Annotated in this window: 24 protein-coding genes; 7 read left to right on the top strand and 17 right to left on the bottom strand. The window is 64.7% G+C overall.

Features of this window, described 5'->3' with window-relative positions; genetic code table 11:
- Window positions 1–40 precede the first annotated feature (40 nt).
- Both QRN34_RS02365 and QRN34_RS02360 read right to left on the bottom strand, forming a co-directional pair.
- A complete protein-coding gene (locus QRN34_RS02365) occupies window positions 41–1,831 on the bottom strand; it encodes an XVIPCD domain-containing protein (RefSeq protein WP_285401603.1) in 1,791 nt (596 codons plus the stop codon).
- 192 nt (window positions 1,832–2,023) lie between these two features.
- Entirely contained in the window at window positions 2,024–2,149 is a 126-nt protein-coding gene (locus QRN34_RS02360; protein WP_285401827.1) for a DUF2256 domain-containing protein, read from the bottom strand.
- A 448-nt stretch (window positions 2,150–2,597) separates the two neighbouring features.
- Between QRN34_RS02360 and QRN34_RS02355 the strand changes: the two genes are divergently transcribed.
- Window positions 2,598–4,955, top strand: a complete 2,358-nt coding sequence (locus QRN34_RS02355) for a glycoside hydrolase family 98 domain-containing protein (RefSeq protein ID WP_285401601.1) — start codon at window positions 2,598–2,600, stop codon at window positions 4,953–4,955.
- A 266-nt stretch (window positions 4,956–5,221) separates the two neighbouring features.
- Here the strand turns inward: QRN34_RS02355 and QRN34_RS02350 are convergent, their stop codons facing one another.
- Window positions 5,222–6,481 carry a dicarboxylate/amino acid:cation symporter gene (locus tag QRN34_RS02350; RefSeq protein ID WP_285401599.1) on the bottom strand — a complete coding sequence of 420 codons (1,260 nt, stop codon included), beginning with the start codon at window positions 6,479–6,481 and terminating at the stop codon, window positions 5,222–5,224.
- A gap of 161 nt (window positions 6,482–6,642) precedes the next feature.
- Here QRN34_RS02350 and QRN34_RS02345 point away from each other — a divergent pair, with 161 nt between their 5' ends.
- Window positions 6,643–7,731 (top strand): alkene reductase, encoded by a 1,089-nt coding sequence (locus QRN34_RS02345; RefSeq protein WP_285401597.1) that lies wholly within the window; start codon window positions 6,643–6,645, stop codon window positions 7,729–7,731.
- 19 nt (window positions 7,732–7,750) lie between these two features.
- Here QRN34_RS02345 and QRN34_RS02340 read toward each other — a convergent pair whose 3' ends face one another.
- Genes QRN34_RS02340 through QRN34_RS02330 form a run of 3 tightly spaced genes read right to left on the bottom strand, consistent with a single transcriptional unit; the run spans window position 7,751 to window position 10,428 of the window.
- On the bottom strand, window positions 7,751–8,782 hold the full coding sequence (locus tag QRN34_RS02340; protein WP_285401595.1) for an aminopeptidase: 1,032 nt from the start codon (window positions 8,780–8,782) through the stop codon (window positions 7,751–7,753).
- A gap of 24 nt (window positions 8,783–8,806) precedes the next feature.
- Window positions 8,807–9,349: a cytochrome b gene (locus QRN34_RS02335; RefSeq protein ID WP_285401593.1), complete on the bottom strand. Its 543-nt coding sequence runs from the start codon at window positions 9,347–9,349 to the stop codon at window positions 8,807–8,809.
- Window positions 9,346–10,428 (bottom strand): catalase family peroxidase, encoded by a 1,083-nt coding sequence (locus QRN34_RS02330; RefSeq protein ID WP_285401591.1) that lies wholly within the window; start codon window positions 10,426–10,428, stop codon window positions 9,346–9,348. The genes QRN34_RS02335 and QRN34_RS02330 overlap by 4 nt, the downstream gene beginning before the upstream one ends.
- Before the next feature lie 130 nt (window positions 10,429–10,558).
- Between QRN34_RS02330 and QRN34_RS02325 the strand changes: the two genes are divergently transcribed.
- Window positions 10,559–11,080, top strand: a complete 522-nt coding sequence (locus tag QRN34_RS02325) for a sigma-70 family RNA polymerase sigma factor (RefSeq protein ID WP_285401589.1) — start codon at window positions 10,559–10,561, stop codon at window positions 11,078–11,080.
- Window positions 11,077–11,826, top strand: a complete 750-nt coding sequence (locus tag QRN34_RS02320) for an anti-sigma factor (protein ID WP_285401587.1) — start codon at window positions 11,077–11,079, stop codon at window positions 11,824–11,826. Before QRN34_RS02325 ends, QRN34_RS02320 begins: the two co-directional genes overlap by 4 nt.
- A gap of 24 nt (window positions 11,827–11,850) precedes the next feature.
- On the opposite strand, the gene lolD is transcribed toward QRN34_RS02320, so the two are convergent.
- From lolD to QRN34_RS02275, 9 genes are all read right to left on the bottom strand, one after another.
- Entirely contained in the window at window positions 11,851–12,543 is a 693-nt protein-coding gene (gene lolD / locus QRN34_RS02315; RefSeq protein WP_285401585.1) for a lipoprotein-releasing ABC transporter ATP-binding protein LolD, read from the bottom strand.
- On the bottom strand, window positions 12,536–13,777 hold the full coding sequence (locus QRN34_RS02310; protein ID WP_285401583.1) for a lipoprotein-releasing ABC transporter permease subunit: 1,242 nt from the start codon (window positions 13,775–13,777) through the stop codon (window positions 12,536–12,538). The genes lolD and QRN34_RS02310 overlap by 8 nt, the downstream gene beginning before the upstream one ends.
- Window positions 13,778–13,920: 143 nt before the next feature.
- Complete coding sequence (locus QRN34_RS02305) at window positions 13,921–14,355, bottom strand: hypothetical protein (protein ID WP_285401581.1); 435 nt, start codon at window positions 14,353–14,355, stop codon at window positions 13,921–13,923.
- Complete coding sequence (locus tag QRN34_RS02300) at window positions 14,327–14,575, bottom strand: succinate dehydrogenase assembly factor 2 (protein WP_345782883.1); 249 nt, start codon at window positions 14,573–14,575, stop codon at window positions 14,327–14,329. Before QRN34_RS02300 ends, QRN34_RS02305 begins: the two co-directional genes overlap by 29 nt.
- A 225-nt stretch (window positions 14,576–14,800) precedes the next feature.
- Complete coding sequence (locus tag QRN34_RS02295; protein WP_285401577.1) at window positions 14,801–15,586, bottom strand: succinate dehydrogenase iron-sulfur subunit; 786 nt, start codon at window positions 15,584–15,586, stop codon at window positions 14,801–14,803.
- A 21-nt stretch (window positions 15,587–15,607) separates the two neighbouring features.
- A complete protein-coding gene (sdhA, locus tag QRN34_RS02290) occupies window positions 15,608–17,392 on the bottom strand; it encodes a succinate dehydrogenase flavoprotein subunit (protein ID WP_285401575.1) in 1,785 nt (594 codons plus the stop codon).
- Window positions 17,393–17,395: 3 nt separating this feature from the next.
- On the bottom strand, window positions 17,396–17,782 hold the full coding sequence (gene sdhD, locus QRN34_RS02285; protein WP_285401573.1) for a succinate dehydrogenase, hydrophobic membrane anchor protein: 387 nt from the start codon (window positions 17,780–17,782) through the stop codon (window positions 17,396–17,398).
- On the bottom strand, window positions 17,779–18,171 hold the full coding sequence (gene sdhC / locus QRN34_RS02280) for a succinate dehydrogenase, cytochrome b556 subunit (protein ID WP_285401571.1): 393 nt from the start codon (window positions 18,169–18,171) through the stop codon (window positions 17,779–17,781). The genes sdhD and sdhC overlap by 4 nt, the downstream gene beginning before the upstream one ends.
- Before the next feature lie 57 nt (window positions 18,172–18,228).
- A complete protein-coding gene (locus QRN34_RS02275) occupies window positions 18,229–18,396 on the bottom strand; it encodes a DUF1674 domain-containing protein (protein ID WP_081916539.1) in 168 nt (55 codons plus the stop codon).
- Between the two features lie 125 nt (window positions 18,397–18,521).
- Between QRN34_RS02275 and QRN34_RS02270 the strand changes: the two genes are divergently transcribed.
- Both QRN34_RS02270 and QRN34_RS02265 read left to right on the top strand, forming a co-directional pair.
- The gene (locus QRN34_RS02270) at window positions 18,522–19,304 is read left to right on the top strand and encodes a folate-binding protein (protein WP_285401570.1); all 783 of its coding nucleotides are present in this window, start codon (window positions 18,522–18,524) and stop codon (window positions 19,302–19,304) included.
- Between the two features lie 497 nt (window positions 19,305–19,801).
- The gene (locus QRN34_RS02265; RefSeq protein WP_036140981.1) at window positions 19,802–20,236 is read left to right on the top strand and encodes a cell wall hydrolase; all 435 of its coding nucleotides are present in this window, start codon (window positions 19,802–19,804) and stop codon (window positions 20,234–20,236) included.
- 168 nt (window positions 20,237–20,404) lie between these two features.
- Here the strand turns inward: QRN34_RS02265 and QRN34_RS02260 are convergent, their stop codons facing one another.
- Together QRN34_RS02260 and QRN34_RS02255 are read right to left on the bottom strand one after the other, a co-directional pair.
- Window positions 20,405–20,872, bottom strand: a complete 468-nt coding sequence (locus QRN34_RS02260; RefSeq protein ID WP_285401568.1) for a glycine zipper 2TM domain-containing protein — start codon at window positions 20,870–20,872, stop codon at window positions 20,405–20,407.
- Window positions 20,873–20,905: 33 nt separating this feature from the next.
- Window positions 20,906–21,505, bottom strand: coding sequence for a glycine zipper 2TM domain-containing protein (locus tag QRN34_RS02255; RefSeq protein ID WP_285401566.1), 600 nt, complete (start codon window positions 21,503–21,505; stop codon window positions 20,906–20,908).
- Window positions 21,506–21,649: 144 nt separating this feature from the next.
- Between QRN34_RS02255 and QRN34_RS02250 the strand changes: the two genes are divergently transcribed.
- A complete protein-coding gene (locus QRN34_RS02250; protein WP_285401564.1) occupies window positions 21,650–22,417 on the top strand; it encodes a TatD family hydrolase in 768 nt (255 codons plus the stop codon).
- The last annotated feature ends 1 nt before the right edge of the window (window position 22,418 follow it).

The raw sequence follows: 22,418 nt of genomic DNA, 5'->3' as shown, positions 1-22,418 counted from the left end.
GATGTGGGCGAAAAACCAACAACGCGGTGTCGCTGAAGCGTCACCTCCCCATCGATGGCGACTGCGCGACTGCCTGCTGTGGCGCCTGCTCCGGCGTCTCGGCCAGCGACGGCTTAGCTTCGGCCTGGTGGTACTGTTCTGAGCTCGTCGCCAGTGGCGTATTGAGCGCCTGGACCGTGGGCACCTCTGCATATCGATGCGCCCCTGCAGAGGTCGCCGTTCCGTAGACGAATACCGTCGATGCGTCTTTGGTGTTGGGTTCAACGCCGCCTACATGCGTGATCCCGTTGGCTTTCGCTGCCACCGTCAGAACTCCCGAGAGATTGTCGCTCTGCACATCGGGCGACTTTCTATACCGTGTGTCCATCTCATGCACGTAATCACGGACTTGCGTAAATAATTTATATCCCGGATGCGAGGGGTCATCGAGTGGGACACTCTGTTGCGCTCGAACACCCGATGGGCCGCCGTGCGACGGCCCCTCCTGGTCATGCTGGAGGTCCGGGGTCTTGCCTTGGACCTGAAGCGTTCCTGGCAGGGTTTGCTGAGGGTGCGATGGATCGTTTGGATAAATTCTTTGCAACGCTTCCAATACCCTGACCTGGTTGCCCTGTGTAGCAGCCATCTTGAGAGCGAAGGCTTGGGACGGGTCGGAACCTTCGTCCAGATTCGCTCGCCGCTCCACCCAAACATTGGCGTCGGATGGCCTTGGATTTGCTTGCTGGGTGTCACTGGCGAGCTTTTGCATCTGCTCTTCCGTGAGCGTCAACGTCACCTTGTCACCGGGTTTTATCGGTGTATCCGCGCCTGCGCGTTCCAAGGGAAGATTGTTCAGGCTAGGACACGAATTCTCGTTGGCATCAAAGGTGAGGGTGTAGCGCCGCGCGGACACCACCTCGTGACCGTCCTTGTCGAACGTCGATTCGATGGCCAGCGGCACGCCCGTGTCGTAATGGATCTTCAGCGCGGATGATTCCGTGCTTCCATCGGGGCGTTTCGTTACGACAAGTTCCCCCGTGTTCTTCTGAAGATCGATACTTTTTTCGAACTTACCCAGCTTGATTCCCAGCTGCGAGGCCGACGACAGGTCATGGGTCTCCACCGTGGAAACGTTCGACACACCTGGACCCGATTCCTTGGGCAGCACCCCCAATCCGAGGAAACGGTTATAGGCTCCCTGCCCTTGCGGCGTGGATAGATCGAATTCGGCCGTCTGCAACTGCTTACCCTCGAGCTTGTCCTCTCGTCCGAGAAGCGCGCGAGCCTTACCGAATTCCACACCTATGCCGTCGTACTTCTCCAAAGCGTCCTTGGGCCCGGCCATGACCCGCACCATGTGGTCGGACGTCTTCTCGACAAGGACGCCGCTTCCACGCTCGGTCGAAACACGCGATTCGATCGCCAGGTGGTCGAAGGTGCCGGTGAGTTTGCTTTTTTCGAAGTTCGCGCTGTCGATCGACACCTTCGTGCCGACGGGCATGGAAACAGGATCGTACGGCGTGATAGTGGCCGGGTCCCTGTCTGCGAGCGCTTTCGCCGGCACGACGACGTTATACGTCGAGCGCAAGCCCTGGCGCTCCTCCACGCCCACGCCCCCCTTCTCGCTTTTCACCTCACCCTTGGCCGTTGCGGAGACCTCGGCCGTACCGGTCCAGCTGAGATTTCCATTCTCATGCCGGGTCTCGGTCGAAAGCTTCCCGCTAGCGCTCACGGAGAGCGTCACGCCTACTCCCGCCATCTTTTCCTTATATTCGGCGGTCTCTTGGCCGCTTACCGTGTCGCCGTGCTCGGTCGATTTAACTTCTAACGTCGTCTTGGTTTCCGTTGCCATGGTTACTCTCCTCGAGTGACGAAGCGAAAAGTGAATCCCTGCTTCGTGCAAAAACGTCGGTTTGATTATTCGCTGATAATCATACCAACTTCAGGTCCGACGCAACGGCGACGCGCAAGTTCGCGCTCATATGACGTCGCGTCGGTTACCGGGGAGCTCCGTAACGACGTAGCGCCTGATCATGGAAGCCCCTCATCCCCGACACCGCTCCGAACAATACCGAACGTTCGCCCAATCTCTCGCCCACTTCTTCCGCCAGGCAAACGGACGCCCGCACGTCTCACAGATCTTGGTGGGCAGTTCGGACTTCTTACGCATTCGGGACATGTGAAAGGGACCTTTTAATTCGCTTGCGCCGCCTAGCCGTGACCTCGATACACGACAGCCTCCAAAATGGATCTACAGCGCGCCTCACAGTCAAAGCATGAGAATACCGGCAGCCAACGCCGAAAGTGCAGAAAACCCTTGCATCCGGTGATTTCCGATCCGCGCGGCTTGCTCAGTAGGTCGTGGGCATACTCTGCGCCACCTTGCGCATATGAGCCAGGTAGCGCAAGACCATCATGGTACGTGGCCTCCTCATGAAGCGACTTCCACCCGCCAAACGTGTAAACACGATCATGCAATGTGCATGAGTCCACAGTCTCAGCGACACGCGCTTGCTAGATTTTCTACTGCTTCACGAACATCATTTTCGTGTCACAAGCCGTAACTACCATCGCGGTGCATGGTCATGCCGCCTCTCTCATAGACAAAAGGATATTCCATGAAGATGCCCCGAGGATCGCAGAAGCGTGCGTTGCCTTTTCTTTTTCTGGGCATGCTGCTGAGCGTGTGTGGCGGCGGTGAAGCGCATGGCGCGGCCAGTCCCGCGCCTCAGATAGCCGCGACAACGCCCACCGCGTGGTCGACCAGCATGCGTGCGCCGGTTGCGGCAACCGTGTTGCGCCAGGTGGCCAGCAATTCCGATAGCAGCGTCCCGCTGCGCCGGCCGCTCTCGCCGAGCCAGCCGATGTTCCTGATCCATGCCGACACCTGGAATGCGGCTGATCCGCAAAAAATCATCGACCTGATCCCCGCTGATCTGCGGCCTTACACCGTGCTGCTGATTTCCCTGTCTATCTACCATCAGGGCGCCACCGGCAACCAATGCAACTGGCTGCAGGTGGAGGACGGCATCGACACCGCACGTTCCTGGATCAAGACAGCGGCCGCCAATGGCGTGTGGGCGATGATCCAGCCGTCCAGCGGTGGCTTCAGCCATTTCCCGGACTATCCGCCGGATGCAGACCTGGAATCCACCGTGTACGGCGAGTTCTTCCGCGATTACCCGAATTTTATTGGTTTCAACTACGCCGAGCAGTTCTGGGGGTTCGACCAACCGTGTTCCGGCTCGGCCATACAACGCTGGGATCACTGGGCGAACCTGCTCAAGCTCACCAACAAATACGGCGGTTATCTGACAGTGAGTTTCACCGGCGGATTCTGGGGCGCGAACATCAACCCGCTGGCGATGGTCAAGCGCGACCAGACACTGCGCAATGCGCTGGGCAGCTATGCCCAGAACTTCATCATCGAAGAAAAATTCACCACCGATTACGGCTATCACGATATCGAGAGCGTGAGTCTGGGCATGTTCCTGTCCGGCTTCGCCGGCCATTACGGCATTCGGCCGGATCGCAGCGGCTGGTACGACAGCAATGGCGACGAAAGCGACAACTATCCCGTGCAAGCCGGTTCGCCGCACCTCATCGAGCACCTGGCATTCACCGGCGAGACCGTGTTCGATGGTCCCGAGCAGATCCGATTGGATGCGGTGCATAGCCTGCCGAACGCAACCACCGCCGATGGCTACACCAGCCGACGCTGGGAGTTCTATCCACACTACCGCAATATCCAGTTGGACATCTACCGCAAGATTCTCGACGGCACGCTGCGCATCCTCAACCGTCAGGAAGTGATCGACCGCTCCAAAGTGGTGATCGTCAACGACACCACCAGCGGCGACGACAGGAACCTGTATTCCTCGCCGGAGTCGCTGTTCACCGGGCTGTACCTGCTCGACGACGATGGCACCTATCTGAACCAGCACAGCTGGTACAAGAAAACCGGACGCTACCCGGCCATTCCCACCGTCTGGCAGTTGACTGACGACACCGCGAAGTCGTTCAAGGTGCAGATCCCCAAGACCACCTACGCGACGCGCTGGCCCGCCCTCAACGACAAAATCAACGAACTCGACGCGCTGTTCCCGCAGGAATACAGCGGCACCATCTATGCCGGGCGTCAGGACAACACCTGGGTCACCTACAACCCGTTCAAAACCAACCGGAGTGCGAGCGGCACCATCCCGCTACGGTACAACAGTTGCGCGACGCTCAACCTGACTTATGGCCCCTACACCAGCGGCGTGATAAAGGAATTCCCGCACGAGCTGTCGATCTACCTGACCAACTTCGACTCACCCAACGGCGCGTTGAAGACCGACACGATCGATATCGAAGGAGCCACTACCACGCCCACCTTCACCTTCGCAGATCGCGGCGATCACCAGACCAGCATCGTCACCAGCAAAGCGACTACCAACGGACTGACGCTGAACGTGGCGCACAACGGACCCCTGGACATCACCATGCAGTGCACCGGTAACGCCAACGCGGGCCAGACATCGCCATCGATCGTCGCCTTGCAGCCACCGGATGCGCCACCCGTCTACACCGGCGTGCAGCAGTACGAGGCGGAGAACTTCGATTTCCGCAACATCCGCAACCTGGTCGTCTACGGAGTGTCGGGGCCGATACGCAACTACCAGGCGCTGGGCTATGTCGACTTCGGCACCAGTCCTGCGGCCAGCATCCGCACCGACGTCAACGTCGCCAGCGCCGGCACGTATCAATTGCAGACGCGCTATTCGACTGCCGGCGCCAGCGTCGGCACGGTGGATCTGTACATCAACGGCACCAAGGTCGGCACGCCGCTATTCGCGCAGACAGCCTCGGCCAGCGACTGGGCGACGTTGCAACAGCCAGTGACGTTGAACGCCGGCAGTAACCGCGTCGAGTTCCGCGCCAACGCGGCAGGGACGGCGTCGCTGTACCTGGACAACATCCGCATCTCCCGATAACGCCGGCCGCGCAGCAGCCCGTTCGGGAGTCAACACTGTGGCGGCCAACGGGTGGGGACATCCGTGGGCCGCCTTTCTGCACCCGTCCACTGAATCCGAAGCATCGGATGTGATGCGTCGAGCTGGATCAGCGAATGTCCACTTCAACGGTTTTTAGCCACGACGCCCACGTTGGAGTGTCGTGCATATGCACTCGAACATGGTTGGGGAAAAACTCTACAAGATCGACCGTAGCCATCCAGAAAAGCCACACCCGTACCAGCGCCCTAGGCAACGCGTGTAGTGTCTGTCGCCGTCCGATTGTAAACCCCCACATCCAGAATCCCCCGCTCCCGCGCCACCAGCACCGGCACCACCATCTGCCCGGTCACATTGGTCAACGTTCGCATCATGTCCAGTATCCGGTCGATCGCCACCAGGTACCCAATACCCTCCAGCGGAAGCCCCGCCGAACTGAGCACCAGCGTCACCATCACCGTGGCCGTGCCCGGCACACCTGCCGTCCCGAACGAACCCAGCACCGACGCCAGCAGGATCACTACATACTGCGCAGGCTGCAGGTCCAGGTGGAAATACTGCGCAATGAACACCGAGGCGATCGCCGGATAGATCGCTCCGCAGCCGTCCATCTTGATACTTGCACCCAGCGGCACGGCAAACGCCGCGTACTCCTCCTTCACGCCCATGTTGGCGACCACGCTGCGCAGTGCGATCGGCATCGCCGCGAAGCTCGACGACGAGGTGAAAGCCACCTGCATGGCCGGGAACGCCGCACGGAGGAAAGCCAGCGGGCTCAACCCGTGCGCGAGCAACAACCCGCCGTACACCACCACGATCTGCAACACGCAGGCGAGGTAAAGCGCACCGACGAACGTGGCCAGCGGCAGCAGCTTCTCGAAGCCGTAGCTCCCCACCAGGGCAGCGATAAGCCCGAACGTGCCTATCGGCGTCACCTCGAGCACGAAGCGCGTGACCTGGATCATGCCGTCGTTGGCCTCCCCCGCCAGCGCACGCAGCCGGGCCGACTTCTCGCCGATCTTCACCAGCGCCAGCCCGAGCAGGCCGGCGAAGAAAATCACCTGCAGGATCTTGCCCTCGCTCAAGGCGTGGAAGGGATTGGCCGGCACGATGTCCAGCAGCACCTGTACCGGCTGCGGCACCGCGCGCGGTTGCCAGCCGACCGGCGCGGTCAACCCCTGCACGCCCAGGCCGGGTTGCAGCACGTGTGCCACCAGCAACCCGACCAGTACCGCCAGCGTGGCCGTGGCGGCGAACCACGCGAATGTGCGGCCGCCAAGCGCCGCGACGTCCTTCACGCCGTGCAGGCTCGACACGCTGTGTAGTACGGCGAAGAAGACCAAGGGCACTGCGATCATCTTGATCAACGTGACGTAGAGCGTACCGAGCGGCCCGAACCACGTCGCCGCGGCAGGGCCGATCAGCCAGCCTGCCAGCGCGCCGAACACGAAGCCCGCTGCGACACGCTTCCAGAAACGGATGCGGAACCAGTAGCTGAACAAGGACATGCGACACACCACGGAAGACGGACTCCGCACGTTAACGCGAGACACGGCCATCTGGACGCCCATGTCGAAACGCTGTGTTTCCCGTCACGAACAGTGAGGGGTTGCATGGCCGAACGCGTGCCCCATGGCCTGCCGTTTTTTCCATCGCTCCAGGACACGACATGACCGACCCGCACACCTTGTTCGACCCCCTCCGCGCCGGCGACATCGAACTGGCCAACCGCATTGTCATGGCGCCACTGACACGCGACCGCGCCGGCCCGGGCCTGGTGCCGCGCCCGATCGCCGTGGAGTACTACGCCCAGCGCGCCGCCGCGGGCCTCATCATCGCCGAGGCCACGCAGATATCGCCGCAAGGCCAGGGCTACCTGGATACGCCGGGCATCTATAGCGGCGAGCAGGTGCGTGGCTGGAAGAAAGTCACCGACGCCGTGCACGCCAAGGGCGGCAAGATCGTGTTGCAGCTGTGGCACGTGGGGCGTATCTCGCATACGAGCCTGCAGCCCGGCGGCGCCGCACCCGTGGCACCCTCCGCCATCCGCGCCGACGGCAAGACCTTCACGGCGAACGGCTTCGAGCCGGTGTCGGCCTGCCGTGGCCTCGAGGCCGGCGAGATCCCGCTGATCGTCAACGATTACCGGCGCGCCACGGAGCTTGCGCTGGACGCCGGTTTCGACGGCGTGGAAATCCACGCGGCCAACGGTTACCTGATCGACCAGTTCCTGCGCGACAAGACCAACCATCGCACCGACGCATGGGGCGGCAGCATTCCCAACCGCCTGCGCTTCCTGCGCGAGGTGGTGGAGGCGGTTGTCGGGGTCGCGGGTGCCGGCCGCACGGGCATCCGCCTTTCTCCCACCACGCCCGCCAACGACATGGCCGACTCCAACCCCACGGCCGTTTTCACCGCGGCCATCGACGCGCTGAAGGCGCACCCACTGGCCTACGTGCACGTGATCGAAGGCGCCACGGGTGGGCCGCGCGATGTCGAGCCCTTCGACTACGAAGCGCTGCACCGCCGCCATGGTGACGGCCCGTGGATGGTCAACAACGGCTACGACCGCGCCATGGCGATCGACGCGGTAGCCAGCGGCCGCGCGGACCTTGTGGCCTTCGGCCGCCCGTTCATCGCCAACCCGGACCTGGTGGATCGCCTTCGCCATGGCTGGCCGCTGGCGCGTCCCAACCCGGCGACGCTGTATGGCGGCGGTGCCGAAGGTTACACCACCTATCCGGTGTACGCGGCCTGAGCACACGCCGGGCGTAGCGCTAGCGCAGCAAGGCCTGCAGCTCGCGCGTGCGCTGGGCGGCAGGCCTCCCGCCCAGCGCGGCCACCCGCGCGAAGAACACCGGCCATTGTCGATCGCTGCGCTCGAACAGCTCGGCGAACGCGGGTTTCCAGGTGTCGTAAAGACCGAACGGCAGCAACGTGGCGTTGTTCAGCGGCTTCGCCATCCAGCGATCGTAGCGGCGATCGCCTCTGGCAACGTTGGCACGCCAGGCCAGGTAATCGCCACGGAACACCTCGAACGTTTCCGCCTTGGCGACGCCCATGGCAGCGGCGTCCATCGGCTCGGCATACAGCCGGCCGAGTTGCTCACGCAAGGCGAGCACGCGCAGGGTGAACGAGCGATCGACGGCGTCGTCGCCCTCCGGCGGTGGCAAGCCGCGTGATCGACGCCATTCACGCACGCCCTCGTCCTCGACAAAGCTGGCATACGACTCGTTGAACGCGGTGTCGTCCTTCACGTAGAACTTCTGGTGCGCCAGTTCGTGGAAGATCGTGCCGGCCAGGGTGTCGTCGTCCCAGTACAGCATGCTGCTGAGGATGGGATCCGCGAACCAGCCGAGCGTCGAGTACGCGGGTACCTCCCCCAACGCCACGTCATCCCCGCCAGCCCTCAGGCGAGCCGCTTCGCGGTCGGCCAGGTCCTTGCGGAAATAGCCACGGTACGCCACGCAACCGGCGATCGGAAAGCAGTGCGTGACCGGCGCGACGGAAAACACCGGCGTGGCGAACACGTTCCATGCCACCCAGGGACGATCCAGCGCCACGTAATAGGTGTAGCTGCGATTGTCCGGCAGCCCCAGGGCATCGGAGGCGAAGCGCCGCGCCTGACTGGACAACGCCAGGCGCAGGCGTACCCTCTCCGGCGTGGCGGGATCGTGCAACACCTCCGCCACGGGGCGACGCTGCGCCAGCAGCGTCGCCTGTCCGTGTGCCACGTGCGCGTAGTAGCCCAGCGTGCGGCAGCCCGTAAGACCGGCGATGAGGAGAACGACGATGAGGATCGGACGCATGAGGCCATTGTGCCGCATGCGCGCTCACACGTCGGACCGGCCTCCCGTCATGCTCTGCAACACGCCGTCGCGACGGATCAGGCCGTGCATCAGCGCCGCACCCATGTGAGCCAGGAAGGTCAGGAAGAACAGCCAGGCCAGATACCGGTGCGATTCGCGCAACCAGGCGAACAGCGCCGGGTCGGACGGCAGGATCTTCGGCAGGTGAACACCCGCGAACATCGTCACCGGATAGTTCCCCGCCGAGAGCATGCCCCAGCCGATCAGCGGCATGGCGATCATCAGGCCATACAGCAGCACGTGGGACCCGTGGGCCGCCAGCTTCTGCCACAGCGGCAGGTCGTACGGCAGCGGCGGTGCGCGATGGGTGAGGCGAAAGCCCAGCCGGATCAGCGCGAGCACGAAGATCACGATGCCGAGCGGACGGTGGATCGCCACCAACGCGTCATGTTTTTCCGCCACGGTGCTGACCATGCCCGCCCCGATGAACAGCATGGCAAGGATCATGATCGCCATCAGCCAATGCAGCAGGCGGGCGAACGGGTGGAATGCGGTGGCGCGGTTCATGGGCGGGTCTCCTTGGGGCGGGCGGCGCCGGGAAGGTGGCCCTCTTCGCGGGTGCGCCGCAGGTAGGATTCCGCATACGCGGCGGACCGTGCAGCAAGCAGCGGATCGCCGGACGCCTCGATGCCCTGCGGCAGGATGGTGGGGTCGTAGTTCACGTCGCGGCACGGGCCGTCGGCCTGTGCTTGCCAGCTGTCGATCACGAGGGTGCCCGCATCGACGCTCCGGCGGCTGTCCGGCCACGCCAAGGCGGCATCGTCCACCGCATCGCCGTCCGCGGCAAAACTCATGACCAGGTGCCAGCGCAAGGGTCCAGCCGCCAGCCGCTTCACCAGGTCGGCGGCGAGGTAATCGGTATCGCCCGCGGCCGGGAAGCCGTCGCCCGCGGCCGGCGTCTCCGGCACGACCTTCCAGCGCACGGCACGACGCACGCCGGCCGCATCACGCAGATAGAAGGCGTTGATGCTGCCATAGGTCTCGGTGGCGTAACTGGCCGGCGGCTTGGCCGTCTTCACCCAGCCCAGGAACGGGCCAGCCTCCGGATGCGCGGCAAAGAACGCGCCGGCCTTCGCCGGATCGGGCTTGCCGGTCTTCGGGTCGGGCCCGGTGGCCACCTGGAGGTCGTAGAACGCCTTCGGCGTGGACACCGGGAAGACGGGCATGGCGTTCATGCCGGTGCGCCACTGCTCGCCGTCCGCGAGGTCGAAGCGCAGGGCGAAACTGCGGATGGGCACCGAACTGTCCGCGGCATACGGATTGCCGCCGGGTAGCGCCAGGCGGCCGACCACCGGGGTGCTGACGCCGGGTGCGAACAATGCCGCCCGCGAGTCGCCCTGCAGGGCACCGTTGGATTCGAAACGGCCGCCGACGCAGATGCCCTTGGCATGGTTGCGCCGGTAACCGGGGTGTTCGCCGCCGCTCGCCTGCAATACGTCGACGAATTTCTTCGGCGAGAGCCGATCGGGCGCCAGCCAGCCGCCGACGTAACCGAACGCCGCGGCGGAGCCGGCCACGATCACCCCGATGATGGCCCAGCGCAGGCCCACGTTCGGCGGCGGGCGCCTCTTTCCGGTCTCGTGCATGCGTTCGTCTCCCGTATGGATGAATGTGCGTCAAGGGTGGGACGTATGTCCGCGACTTTTATTCCCTTCCGGAGGACTATGTCGCCACGATACTCGTCCTACCTCCCGTAATCCGGCAAGAAGGCCCGGCATGCCCGACTCCCGCATCGACGATGCCCTGCGCTCCATGCTGCCGCGACTGCGGCGCTTCGCCCTGTGGCTGACCCGCGACGCGCACGCGGCGGACGACCTCGTCCAGTCGACGGTGGAGCGCGCCCTGTCCAAATGGCACGCGCGTCGCGACGACGAAAGCCTGCGTGCGTGGCTGTTCTCGATCCAGTACCGGCTGTTCCTGGACGGAAAGCGCCGTTCCAGCCGTTACGCGCGCCTGCTGGGCATGCTGGGGCGCGGCGCCACCGACGAGCCGACCTGGCCCTCCGCCGAGCGGGTCGCCATGGCCAACGCCACCCTGGCCACGTTCGCCTCGCTGCCGACCGAGCAGCGCAGCCTGCTGATCTGGATCACCGTGGAAGGCCTGAGCTATCAGGAAGTGGCCGACATCCTGCAGGTCCCGATCGGCACCGTCATGTCCCGCCTTTCCCGCGCACGTGCCGCGCTGCGCCGCCTGGGCGAGGGCGCTCCCGAAACACCTGCCCTGCGATTGCTGAAATGACCCACACGCCTCCCAGCGAACACGACATCCACGCCTATGTCGACGGGCAGCTCGAGCAGCCACATCGCAGCGAGGTGGAGCGCTACCTCGCGCGCCACCCCGAACAGGCCGAGGAGATCCAGGGCTGGCACCAGGACGCCCAGCAACTGCGCACCCTGCTTGCCGGCGACCTGGCGCCATCGACAGCCGCGGATCCGACCGCCCTGCGCCGGCGCATGGCCCGCCGTCGCTTCGTCCGTCTGGCCACCGCGGCCAGCCTGCTGCTGTGCCTCGCGCTGGGCGGCGTCGCCGGCTGGGCCGCTCGCGGCATGGGCAGCGGGGCCAACGCACCGATGGCCGATGCGATGCAGGCCTATCGGCTGCTGGCGCTCGACCATGGCGTGGGGATGGACATCACCACCGCCAACGAACGCGACCTGCGTGCATGGCTGGCGGGCCGGGTAGGCACCAGCGTGCGCTTGCCGGACCTCTCGGACGCCGGGTTCCGGCCCATGGGCGGACGGCTGTTCGCCACCGACCAGGGACCGGCCGCCATGGTGCTCTACGACGACGGCAGCGGGCACACGATCAGTTTCTACGTCAGGCCACCGGGGCCGGCGCGCCACCTGCTGTCACGCGGTAGCCGCGAGGACGGTGGCCTGCTGGCGGACTACTGGTCGGAAGGCGGCCACAACTACGCGGTGGTGGCGCCGGCCAACCCGGCCGGGCGATCGGCGGCGCAGCGGATCGCCGCACACGTCATCTGAAGTGCCTGGCGCCCGGCGGCCAGCCTAGCGCTCGTGGAGCTCGCCGTTCTGCAGCTCCAGCGTGCGGTCCATGCGGCCGGCCAGGCGCGTGTCGTGCGTGACCAGCACGAAGCTGGTGCCGATTTCGCGGTTCAGTTCCAGCATCAGGGCGTACACCTGCGCGGCGTTGGCCTCGTCGAGGTTGCCCGTGGGCTCATCGCCCAGCACGCACGCCGGCCGCGTGACCAGGGCACGGGCCACCGCGCAACGCTGGCGCTCGCCGCCGGACATCTCGGCCGGGCGATGGCGCAGGCGCGACGACAGCCCTACCCGCTCCAGCAGCGTCGTGGCCTCCTTCTGGGCCTGCGCGATGGACACGCCGCGGATCAGCAGGGGCATGCACACGTTTTCCAGCGCCGTGAATTCCGGCAGCAGGTGGTGGAACTGGTAGATGAAGCCCAGCGAGCGATTACGCTCGCGGCCACGCTCGGCATCCGAAAGATCGGAAAGCACGCGACCGTTGACCTCAACCTTGCCGGCCGTGAGCGTGTCCAGGCCGCCGATGATATGCAGCAGCGTGGACTTGCCCGAGCCCGAGGCGCCGACGATGGACATCGTCTCGCCGCGGCGCAGTGAGAAACTCACGTTGGACAGCACGCCCGTGCGCAGGTCGCCCTCTTCGTAGACCTTGGCCACTCCGGTGGCGCGCAGCACGATGTCGTCGGTGGGATTATTCATAGCGGAGCGCCTGGGCGGGCTGCGTGCGCGATGCACGCCATGCGGGATACAACGTGGCCAGCAGCGAGAACGCGAAGGTCACCAGCACCACCCAGCCCACGTCGGACCAGAGCAGCTGGCTGGGCAGCTCACTGATGTAGTACACGTCCGGCGAGAGGAAGTTCTGCCCGGTGATGCGCTCGATCCATTTGACGATGGCCGGCAGGTTGTACGACAACAGCGCACCCAGGGCGACACCGCTGGCGATGCCGACGATGCCCACCAGCAGGCCCTGCACCATGAACATGCCCATGATGCTGCGCGGGGTCGAGCCCAGCGTGCGGAGGATGGCGATGTCGGCCTGCTTGTCGGTCACCAGCATCATCAGCATGGAAATGAGGTTGATCACCGCCACCAGGATGATCAGCGAGAGAATCACGAACATCACCGTCTTCTCCATGTCGATGGCACGGAAGAAGTTGGCGTGTGTGTCCATCCAGGTTTCGATGCGGTAGGTCTGGCCCAGCTTGTTGGACAGCTCCTGCGCCACCGGGAAGGCCTCGCGCATGTCGTCCAGCTTCAGGCGGATGCCCGTCGGCCCGTTCAGGCCATTGAGGCGCTGGGCGTCCTCCATCGAGATCAGCGCGAGGTTCGCATCGTATTCCTGCATGCCCAGCTCGAAGATGCCGCTGACGGTGAAGCTGCGCAGCTTGGGCACCGCGCCCATCGGCGTGGCCGTGAACTGCGGCACCACCACCGTGACCTTGTCGCCCACCTGCACGCCGAGCTGCGTGGCCAGCTCGCTGCCGAGCGCGATCTTCCAGCTGCGATCGGTCAGGTCGGTCATCTTGCCGTGGACCATGTGCGTGTCGATGTCCGACACCCTCGGCTCCATCGACGGCACGATGCCGCGGATCAGCGCCCCGCTCGGGCGGCGCGCCTGCAGGAAGGCCTGGATCTCGACATACGGGGCCGCGCCCTTCACGTGCGGGGTGGCCTCGGCCGTCCTCACGGCGGACTGCCAGTCCTGCACCGTGTCGTCGATACCCGAGATGGTGATGTGCGAGACGGCACCCAGGATGCGGTTACGCAGTTCGCTGTCGAAGCCGTTCATCACCGACATGACCGTAATGAGCGCGGTCACGCTGATGGCGATGCAGACGATCGACACCGTGGAGATGAAGGAGATGAACTGGTTGCGACGCTTGGCGCGCGTGTAGCGCAGTCCGATGAAAAGCTCGAGGGGTCTGAACATACCTGTGGGTCGCAACCTTGAAGGAGTGGGCCCGCCGCGAAAGGCACGCACCGCGCGGCAGAGTGCACGATGCGGCGCGCCGGGGCAAGCCGAAGCAGGAGACCGGCCGGGCGGCCTTCAGCTTTCGGCGGTGGCGTCCGCCGTCAGGGCAGGCCATCCGCCGGTGCGGCCCGCACCCGCTTCAGGCGGGCCCGCAGCATGCGCAGGTCCGCCGCGGGCGTGTTGTCCGGGAGGAACAGCAGATGCAGCCACCGCCGGCGCCAGCGCAGCGACAGGCAGACACCCTGCCCCACCCGCCGCGCCGCCCGCAGCTCCGCCTCCGTGGCAGCACCATGGCGACCGGTCACCGTCCACGCCCCGTCGGCGGCCCAGGAGAGCCGGCGCCAGGCAGGATGCCGGTATCGATGGATGCGGCGAACGCCATCGACGACGATGGCCGCCGTCGACAGCCAGCGGACCGGCAGGGGCAAGGCGGTGAACAGAGGTGAGGCGGCGGCCAGGGCGACCAGCATGACCAGCCAGCAGGTCAGCTGTCGCGACGGCCGGATATCAAAGTCGATGCCTCGTGCGGATGTCATCGATGATGCCCTGCCAGTCGTCGCGGGGGGCACGGGCATGGCCCATCACCCAATCCCAGAGATCGGGATCCTGCACGTCCATCAGCGCATCGAATGCCGTCCTGCACGCCTCATCCGCGTCGGCGTAACGCTCGTCCAGCCAGCCGCCAAACAGGCGATCCAGCTCGCGCGTGCCGCGCCGGGTGCGCCACCGCAGCCGCTTGAGTCGTGCGTCATCCACATTCATTTCCATGATGCGACCGCCCGTGTGCCCATGTAGGAGCGCACGATGTGCGCGATGTGCTTTCGTGTCGGTCAACACGATTACGGTGGAGGAGCGCACGACGTGCGCGACATGTTTTCGCGCCTGTCCATGGGGTCACGCGCCAGCCCACAGGTTAGGCCTCAACCTATGTCGCGCACATCGTGCGCTCCTACACACACACCCGTGCCGTTAGGCGCGGAATCAGGCCGAGCGGCGCTGCACGATCAGCTTCTTGATCTCCGCGATCGCCTTGGCCGGGTTGAGGCCCTTGGGACAGGTGCGCGCGCAGTTCATGATCGTGTGGCAACGGTAAAGCTTGAACGGGTCTTCCAGGTCGTCCAGGCGGTTACCGGTGTCTTCGTCGCGGCTGTCGACGATCCAGCGATACGCCTGCAGGAGGATGGCCGGGCCGAGGTAGCGGTCGCCGTTCCACCAGTAGCTGGGGCAGGACGTGGAGCAGCAGGCGCACAGGATGCACTCGTACAAACCGTCGAGCTTCTTGCGGTCTTCCGGCGACTGCAAGCGTTCCTTGTCGGCCGGCGCGGGGCTCTGCGTGCGCATCCACGGCTTGATCGACGCGAACTGGGCGTAGAAGTGCGTGAGGTCGGGCACCAGATCCTTCACCACCGGCATGTGCGGCAGCGGGTAGATGTTGACCGTGCCGCCACCGCAGTCCTCGATGGCCTTGGTGCACGCCAGCGTGTTGGTGCCGTCGATGTTCATGGCGCACGAGCCGCAGATGCCTTCGCGGCACGAGCGACGCAGCGAGAGCGTCGAGTCGATCTCGTTCTTGATCTTGAGCAGGGCGTCCAGGACCATCGGACCGCACGTTTCGAGGTCGACCTCGTACGTGTCGGTGCGGGGATTCTGGCCGTCGTCCGGCGTCCAGCGGTAAATCTTGAAGGTGCGGGTCTTCTTCGCATCCTTCGCCGGGAAATGCTTGCCGGCCGTAATCTTGGAATTCTTGGGTAGCGTGAACTCTGCCACGATTGCCTCTCCGGTCCGGTATCAGTAAACGCGCTTTTTCGGCGGCACGACTTCGACGTCGTCCGTCAGGGTGTACATGTGCACCGGGCGGAAGTCGAAGCTGGACTGGCCGGCCTCGTCGATCCACACGAGCGTGTGCTTCTGCCAGTCGTGGTCGTCGCGGTCCGGGAAATCCTCGCGGGCATGCGCGCCACGGCTCTCCGGACGCTGTTCGGCCGAATGCATGGTGGCCACGGCCTGCGCGAGCAGGTTGGCCAGTTCCAGCGTCTCGATCAGGTCGGAGTTCCACACCAGCGAGCGGTCGCTCACCTTCACCTGCTGGAACGAGGTGAACACCTCGGAGATCTTCGCCTTGCCTTCCTTGAGCGTATCGCCCGTACGGAACACGGCGGCGTCGGACTGCATGGTCTTCTGCATCTCGGCGCGGATGGCTGCGGTCGGTTTGGTGCCGTCCGCGTGGCGCAGCGCGTCGAAACGACCGAGGATGGTATCCAGCGCGTTGGCCGGAAGATCCTTGTGCGGCGTGCCCGGCTTGATCAGCTCGGCGCAGCGGTGCGACACGGCACGGCCGAAGACCACCAGGTCCAGCAGCGAGTTGGAACCCAGGCGATTGGCGCCGTGCACCGACACGCAGGCCGCTTCGCCGATGGCGAACAGGCCCGGCACGATCGAATCCGGATCGTCGTCACGCTTGGTGACCACTTCGCCGTGGTAGTTGGTCGGGATGCCGCCCATGTTGTAATGGACGGTCGGCAGGACCGGGATCGGCTCCTTGGTGACGTCCACGCCGGCGAAGATGCGTGCGGACTCGGCGATGCCCGGCAGGCGCTCGTTGATGACCTCGGGGCCGAGGTGCATCAAGTTGAGATGGATGTGGTCCTTGTTCGGGCCCACACCGCGGCCTTCGCGGATCTCGATCGTCATGGCGCGGCTGACCACGTCGCGCGACGCGAGATCCTTCGCGTTGGGTGCGTAGCGCTCCATGAAGCGCTCGCCTTCGGAGTTGGTGAGGTAGCCACCTTCGCCGCGAACACCTTCGGTGATCAGGCAGCCGGCGCCATAGATGCCGGTCGGGTGGAACTGCACGAACTCCATGTCCTGCAGCGGCAGGCCGGCGCGCAGCACCATGCCGCCGCCATCGCCCGTGCAGGTATGCGCCGACGTGGCGCTGAAGTACGCACGGCCGTAACCGCCCGTGGCCATCACCACGGCATGGCCGCGGAACAGGTGCAGCGTGCCTTCGTTCATGTCGAGGGCGAGCACGCCCACGCACTTGCCGTCCTCGAAGACGAGGTCGATGGCGAAGTATTCGATGAAGAAGGTGGCGTCGTGGGCCAGCGCCTGCTGGTAGAGCGTGTGCAGGATGGCGTGACCGGTGCGGTCGGCCGCGGCGCAGGTGCGCTGCGCGGTGCCCTGGCCGTAGTGGGTGGTCATGCCGCCGAACGGGCGCTGGTAGATCTTGCCTTCCTCGGTGCGCGAGAACGGCACGCCGTAATGCTCGAGTTCGATGATGGCGGGGATGGCTTCCCGGCACATGTACTCGATGGCGTCCTGGTCACCGAGCCAGTCGGAACCCTTGATCGTGTCGTAGAAATGGAAACGCCAGTCGTCTTCACCCATGTTGCCCAGCGCGGCGGAAATACCACCCTGCGCGGCAACCGTGTGCGAACGGGTCGGGAAGACCTTGGTGATGCACGCCGCCTTCAGCCCTTTTTCCGCCAGGCCGAAAGTGGCACGCAGGCCCGCGCCACCGGCGCCGACCACGATCACGTCGTATTTGTGTTGCTGAACCTTATAGGCTTCCATCGATCAGTTTCCGAGCGCGATGCGCAGCACGGCCAGCACACCCGAGAGCGCGGCGAGTACGGCGATGAACTTGATGGCCACCAGCGACGCGACTTCGAGCCAGCGCGTGTGGACGTAGTCTTCGATCACGACCTGCAGACCGAGGACGGCGTGCTTGAACATCGTGACGATGAGGGCGACGAGCAGCACGGCGTTCCAGGGCCGGGCGATGGTCGCGCGGGCCGTGGCGTAGTCCGTATGGACCAGGCTCAGCACCACGAGAACGAACCAGACCGTGAGGAACACCAGGGCCAGCGCGGTGATCCGCTGCTGCATCCAGTGACCGACACCTTCCTTCGCGGAGCCCAGACCACGGGCACGGGCGAGCGGGTTGCGCAGATCCTTGCTCATGCGTGGCCTCCGAGCAGCAGGTAGGCCCAGACGAGCACGGTCAGCACGATGGCGATGGCGATCGACAACCAGCTGGACAGGACGAACGAGGAAATGGCGTAGCCCTTGCCCGTGTCCTGCACCAGGTGGCGGATGCCGTTGGCCAGGTGATAGAAGAACGCCAGGGTCCAGCCGATCATGACGACCGTGCCGGGCAGGCTGCCGGCGAAGGCCGAGAACGACGAGAAGGCGTCGGCGCCGGCGGCGAGGGCACACAGCCCCCAGACGATGATCAGGCTGCCTACGGCGAGGATGATCCCCGTGGCCCGATGCAGGATGGACGATGCCATCTGCACTTGCCATTTGTAGACCTGAAGATGCGGTGAGAGCGGTCGTCCCGTTTGTGCCATGGCGGCTATCCTGGATTGGAATCGCTAATGCCCGAGGGACCTCCCCGCCTCCCATGATCAGAAGTCGATGCAGCGACCGTTCTTTTCCCAGTCGCCGTAGCGGGTGGGGTCCAAAGGCGCTTTTTCGACTCCTGTCTCGCCGTTCGTGGGGACGAGCGGCGGAACGAGCGGCTTCGCCGGAGCGGAATCGGTCGCGTCCTGGGGTTTGGAGGAGTTGTCGGACATGGTTATAAAGCCCTAAAAGGGTAATACCTGTGCCACCGCAGCACAACCTCGGCCGGTGGGCGGCGCCTTGGTTTGGCCTTGGGCCGGCCGTATATCCTACGCCTCCGTCACCACCGGCGCCGCCCATGCCGAGCCGTACCACTCGCAGCATCACCCTCACCGGACCCGACGCGGCCATGTTCGCCAACGCCCAGTTCGGCAGTGCCGTACCTGGCCTGGCCGTCGGCCGCTGGCAATGGAGCGGCTGGATGGACCCGAAAGGACGGGTTCGTGCCCTGCTCCAGCTTGCCCGCCTGGAAGACGACCGCTTCGTCGCCGTGCCTCGCGGTGGCGACGGCGAAGCGCTGGCCGCGGACCTGAAGCGCTTCGTATTCCGCGCGAAGGTGAAGATCTCGGTGTCCGATGTACTCGATGTGGCCGATGGTGACGCGCGCGACGCGATGAGCGCGGAAGAAAACGGTGACGTCATCGTGTTCGGCGAAGGCGATGCGTCGCTGCGCATCGGCGTCTTGCGTGGCGACGATGCATGGTTGCCGCGCCATATAGAAAGAGGCTTTGCATGGTTGCCCGACGCCCTTCTCGATCGTCTGTTGCCACCAGCGTTGTCGATGGAGCGGCTGCACGCGGTGGCGTTCGACAAAGGCTGTTTTCCGGGACAGGAAATTGCCGCGCGACTGCACTTTCTTGGTGGTCACAAGAAGCACCTGCGTGTGGTGCGCAGCGATGCTGCGTTGCAAGACGGTGAATCGTTGCGGATAAACGGAAGGGAGGTCGGAAACGTATTGATGTGCCATGCATCGCATGAAATCCATACGTCGCTTGTCGTACTGGACGACAGCTGTGCCGATGGCACGATGGTTGAAACGGACAACGCGCGCCTACACATCGTATCCACATTCGAAGCATGATCTTCTGCTCCTTCGCAAGAAGATGTCCCACGATATGCGTGAGTCGAAGCTGAATCGGAAGGCGCGCGCACTTGCAGAATTCGTGCAGCGCCACTAGGCTCCGCCGATCCATTCACGTGGTCGTGGCGATGTTTCCACGGCGACACCCGCGACGATCCGTCGACGATGACGGTTCTGGCGCGACCCGGCGAAAGCCGGAGATGAAAGCGACGCGCAGCCCATGAGTAGCGCGTAGTCGACCGACGGAGCCGCCGCATCGCGATGCCGCTCCCCTTCGGTATACCCCCATACCAGGCGACTCCGGACAGTCGCCCAGTACAGTCACAGTGTGTGACGCCCGCCTCATCCGTGCCTTTTGAAGCTACACCCCTCGGATGAAAGTCGGTTGGTCCAGGTAGTAACGGCCTGCCCGCCCGTCTACCGCTCATACGTCCCCCATGGCCTTTTTCACGAAAGACGCCGCAAGTGACGGAAAAGCTCGTTGGAGGCAGATACACATGAAACTTTCCGCTTTGCTCTGGATGGCGTCCGTCCTCCCGAGCCACCTTGCCGACCAGACGTGCCTGGCGACGACGGTGTACCTGGAAGCACGTAGCGAACCGACCATCGGCCAGTACGCCGTGGCCGAAGTCGCCCTGCGACGCCGCGATCGCGGCATGGGCGGCGAAAAAGTGTGCGACGTGGTGTCGGCACCGCATCAGTTTGCGATCACCACCACGCCGAAGGATTTCGAGATCACCGACCTCGTGTCGTGGTCCAAGGCATGGAAGGTGGCAGGCGACTCCCTCAACAACTGGAGCCTGCCCAAGAGTGAACGACTCGTTTATGTTCCACAGGCCGATCATTTCGCCACCGCCGCGGTGATACCGAGCTGGTCCGCCAGCCGCATCGTGCGCAAGATCGGCGACCACGCGTTCTACGCCGTCAACTGACACGGCGGACAAACCGGCGGGGGAAAAAGGAATCCGAGCGGGCAGCTTGGGATTCCCGGGAAAAGGGGCCCTCGGATGAGGGTCTTTTTTTGCCCGGAGAATTGTCTAGTCCAAAGAAAAAGCCCGCTTTCGCGGGCCTTTTCTTTGGACGTCCATACGGCTAAACGATCAACGCCTGTAGACGTGGTCGCCTCGCACCTCGACATAATCGCCACGACGAAGCTGCGGGTCTTCCACCTGCGTTACGGTGGCCCAGCGCCCGTCGTCCAGGCGGATGCGGACACGGAACGCCACATCGTCGCCACCGTTGCGCTTGCCCACCTGGTTGCCGACCAGACCACCGACGACGGCACCGCCCACGGTAGCCGCGGAGCGGCCGTCACCTTTGCCCACCGTATTGCCGAGCAGGCCGCCGGCGACGGCGCCGATGACCGCACCCAGCGGCGAGGAATCGCGCTGCGTATAGACCTGCTCGACGTCCTGGACGACGCCGCACTGGTCGCACCCGCGGGGCGCACCCTGGTAAACGACGCGATCTTCCCGGTACACGCGACGCGGCTGGTCGTAGCACGCCGTCAGGGAAAGCGTGGCGATAGCGACGGCGACGAGGCCGGACTTACGAACGATGCTGTGCATGATGGCGCCTTGGGATAGACGAGGGATGAAGGATCAACGCGCGTCGGAGACGACCGACACACCTTCCTGCACTTCGACACGATCGCCCGGGTCGTGGTCCATGCGCACCGTGCGGGTCACGCCGTTGTATTCGTAACGCACGTCGTACGCCACGATCTTGTCACCCGCCGAGCCTGCCACCGTGTTGCACTTCCTGACCGTGGCGGTGGTGGTGTTGGTCTCCTGGCGACGCTCCTGGATCTCGTGACCGGCGTAGCCGCCACCGACCGCACCCGCCACCGTGGCCAGCGTACGGCCCTTGCCGCCGCCGATCTGGTTGCCCAGCAGGCCGCCCGCCACCGCCCCGATGGCCGTACCGGCAATCTGGTGTTCGTCGCGCACCGGCACATGCCGGGTCACGACTTCGTCGTGGCACTCGCGCTGCGGCGAAGAAGCCGCCTCGCGCACCGGGTCGACACTGACCACGCGACCGTACTTGGGACCGGCCGGAGCCGGTGCGGCGGCGCCCGGTGCCGCAGTGCCGTCGCCACGGTAGGAGACGTCGGCGTTCGCATCGCGGTTGCAGGCCGAAAGACCACACACCAGCGCCGCGCCCAATGCCACATTCAGGACGGAAATCTTCAAGCTGTTCATCACCTTACTCTCCTGAAAAAGGTCTACGACCTCGATGGCGCACGAGCCCCATCACCCGAAAGTCGCCCTCGGATCACATTTGACATTCGTTAAACTGAATGCCGCCTTAGACTGACCTTCGCTTCATTCAGGGATAACACCCACATGCTCGATCTGGTGGATACCCACGCACACCTGGACGATGCCTCTTTCGGCGCCGACGGCGATGAAATATACGCACGCTCGGCGCAATCCGGCGTGCGGCGCTGGGTGGTGCCCGCGATCGACCGGTCCAACTGGGAGGCCGTCCATGCCCTCGCCCGCGCCCGACCGGGTGTGTCCGCCGCCTTCGGGCTGCACCCCCTGTTTGTCGATCGACATGAGGACTGCCACCTCGCGGAGCTACCGGCATGGCTGGAAGGACACGGCGCCGTCGCGGTCGGCGAAATCGGCCTCGACGCCTATGTCGACGGCCTGGACTTCGCTCGACAGCGGACGATCTTCCTGCGCCAGCTGGAGATCGCCAGGGAGCACGACCTGCCGGTGATCGTGCACGGGCGTCGGGCGTTCGAGGAGGTGATCCATACCTTGCGGCGCGTGGGTGGCCTGCGCGGCGTGGTGCACAGCTTCGCGGGCAGTGAGGAACAGGCGCGGCAGCTGTTCGACCTGGGCTTCCACCTCGGTATCGGTGGCCCCGTGACCTACGAGCGTGCCGCGCGCATCCGGCGCGTCGTCACCACGATGCCGCTTTCGTGGCTGCTACTGGAAACCGATGCACCGGACCAGCCCTGCGCCGGGCACCGCGGCGAGCGCAACGAGCCGGCTTTCATGCTCGAGGTGCTGGATACAGTCGCCCGACTTCGGGGTGAAACGCGCGAAACCATTGCCGCGGCGACAACGGCCAATGCATCGGCGCTGTTCCGCCTGTCCTAGG

The sequence above is a fragment of the Luteibacter sp. ME-Dv--P-043b genome (genome assembly GCF_030209605.1).
Classification (GTDB): domain Bacteria; phylum Pseudomonadota; class Gammaproteobacteria; order Xanthomonadales; family Rhodanobacteraceae; genus Luteibacter.
The sequence above is the reverse complement of the archived record's forward strand: the minus strand, read 5'-3'. Positions and strand labels throughout refer to the sequence as shown.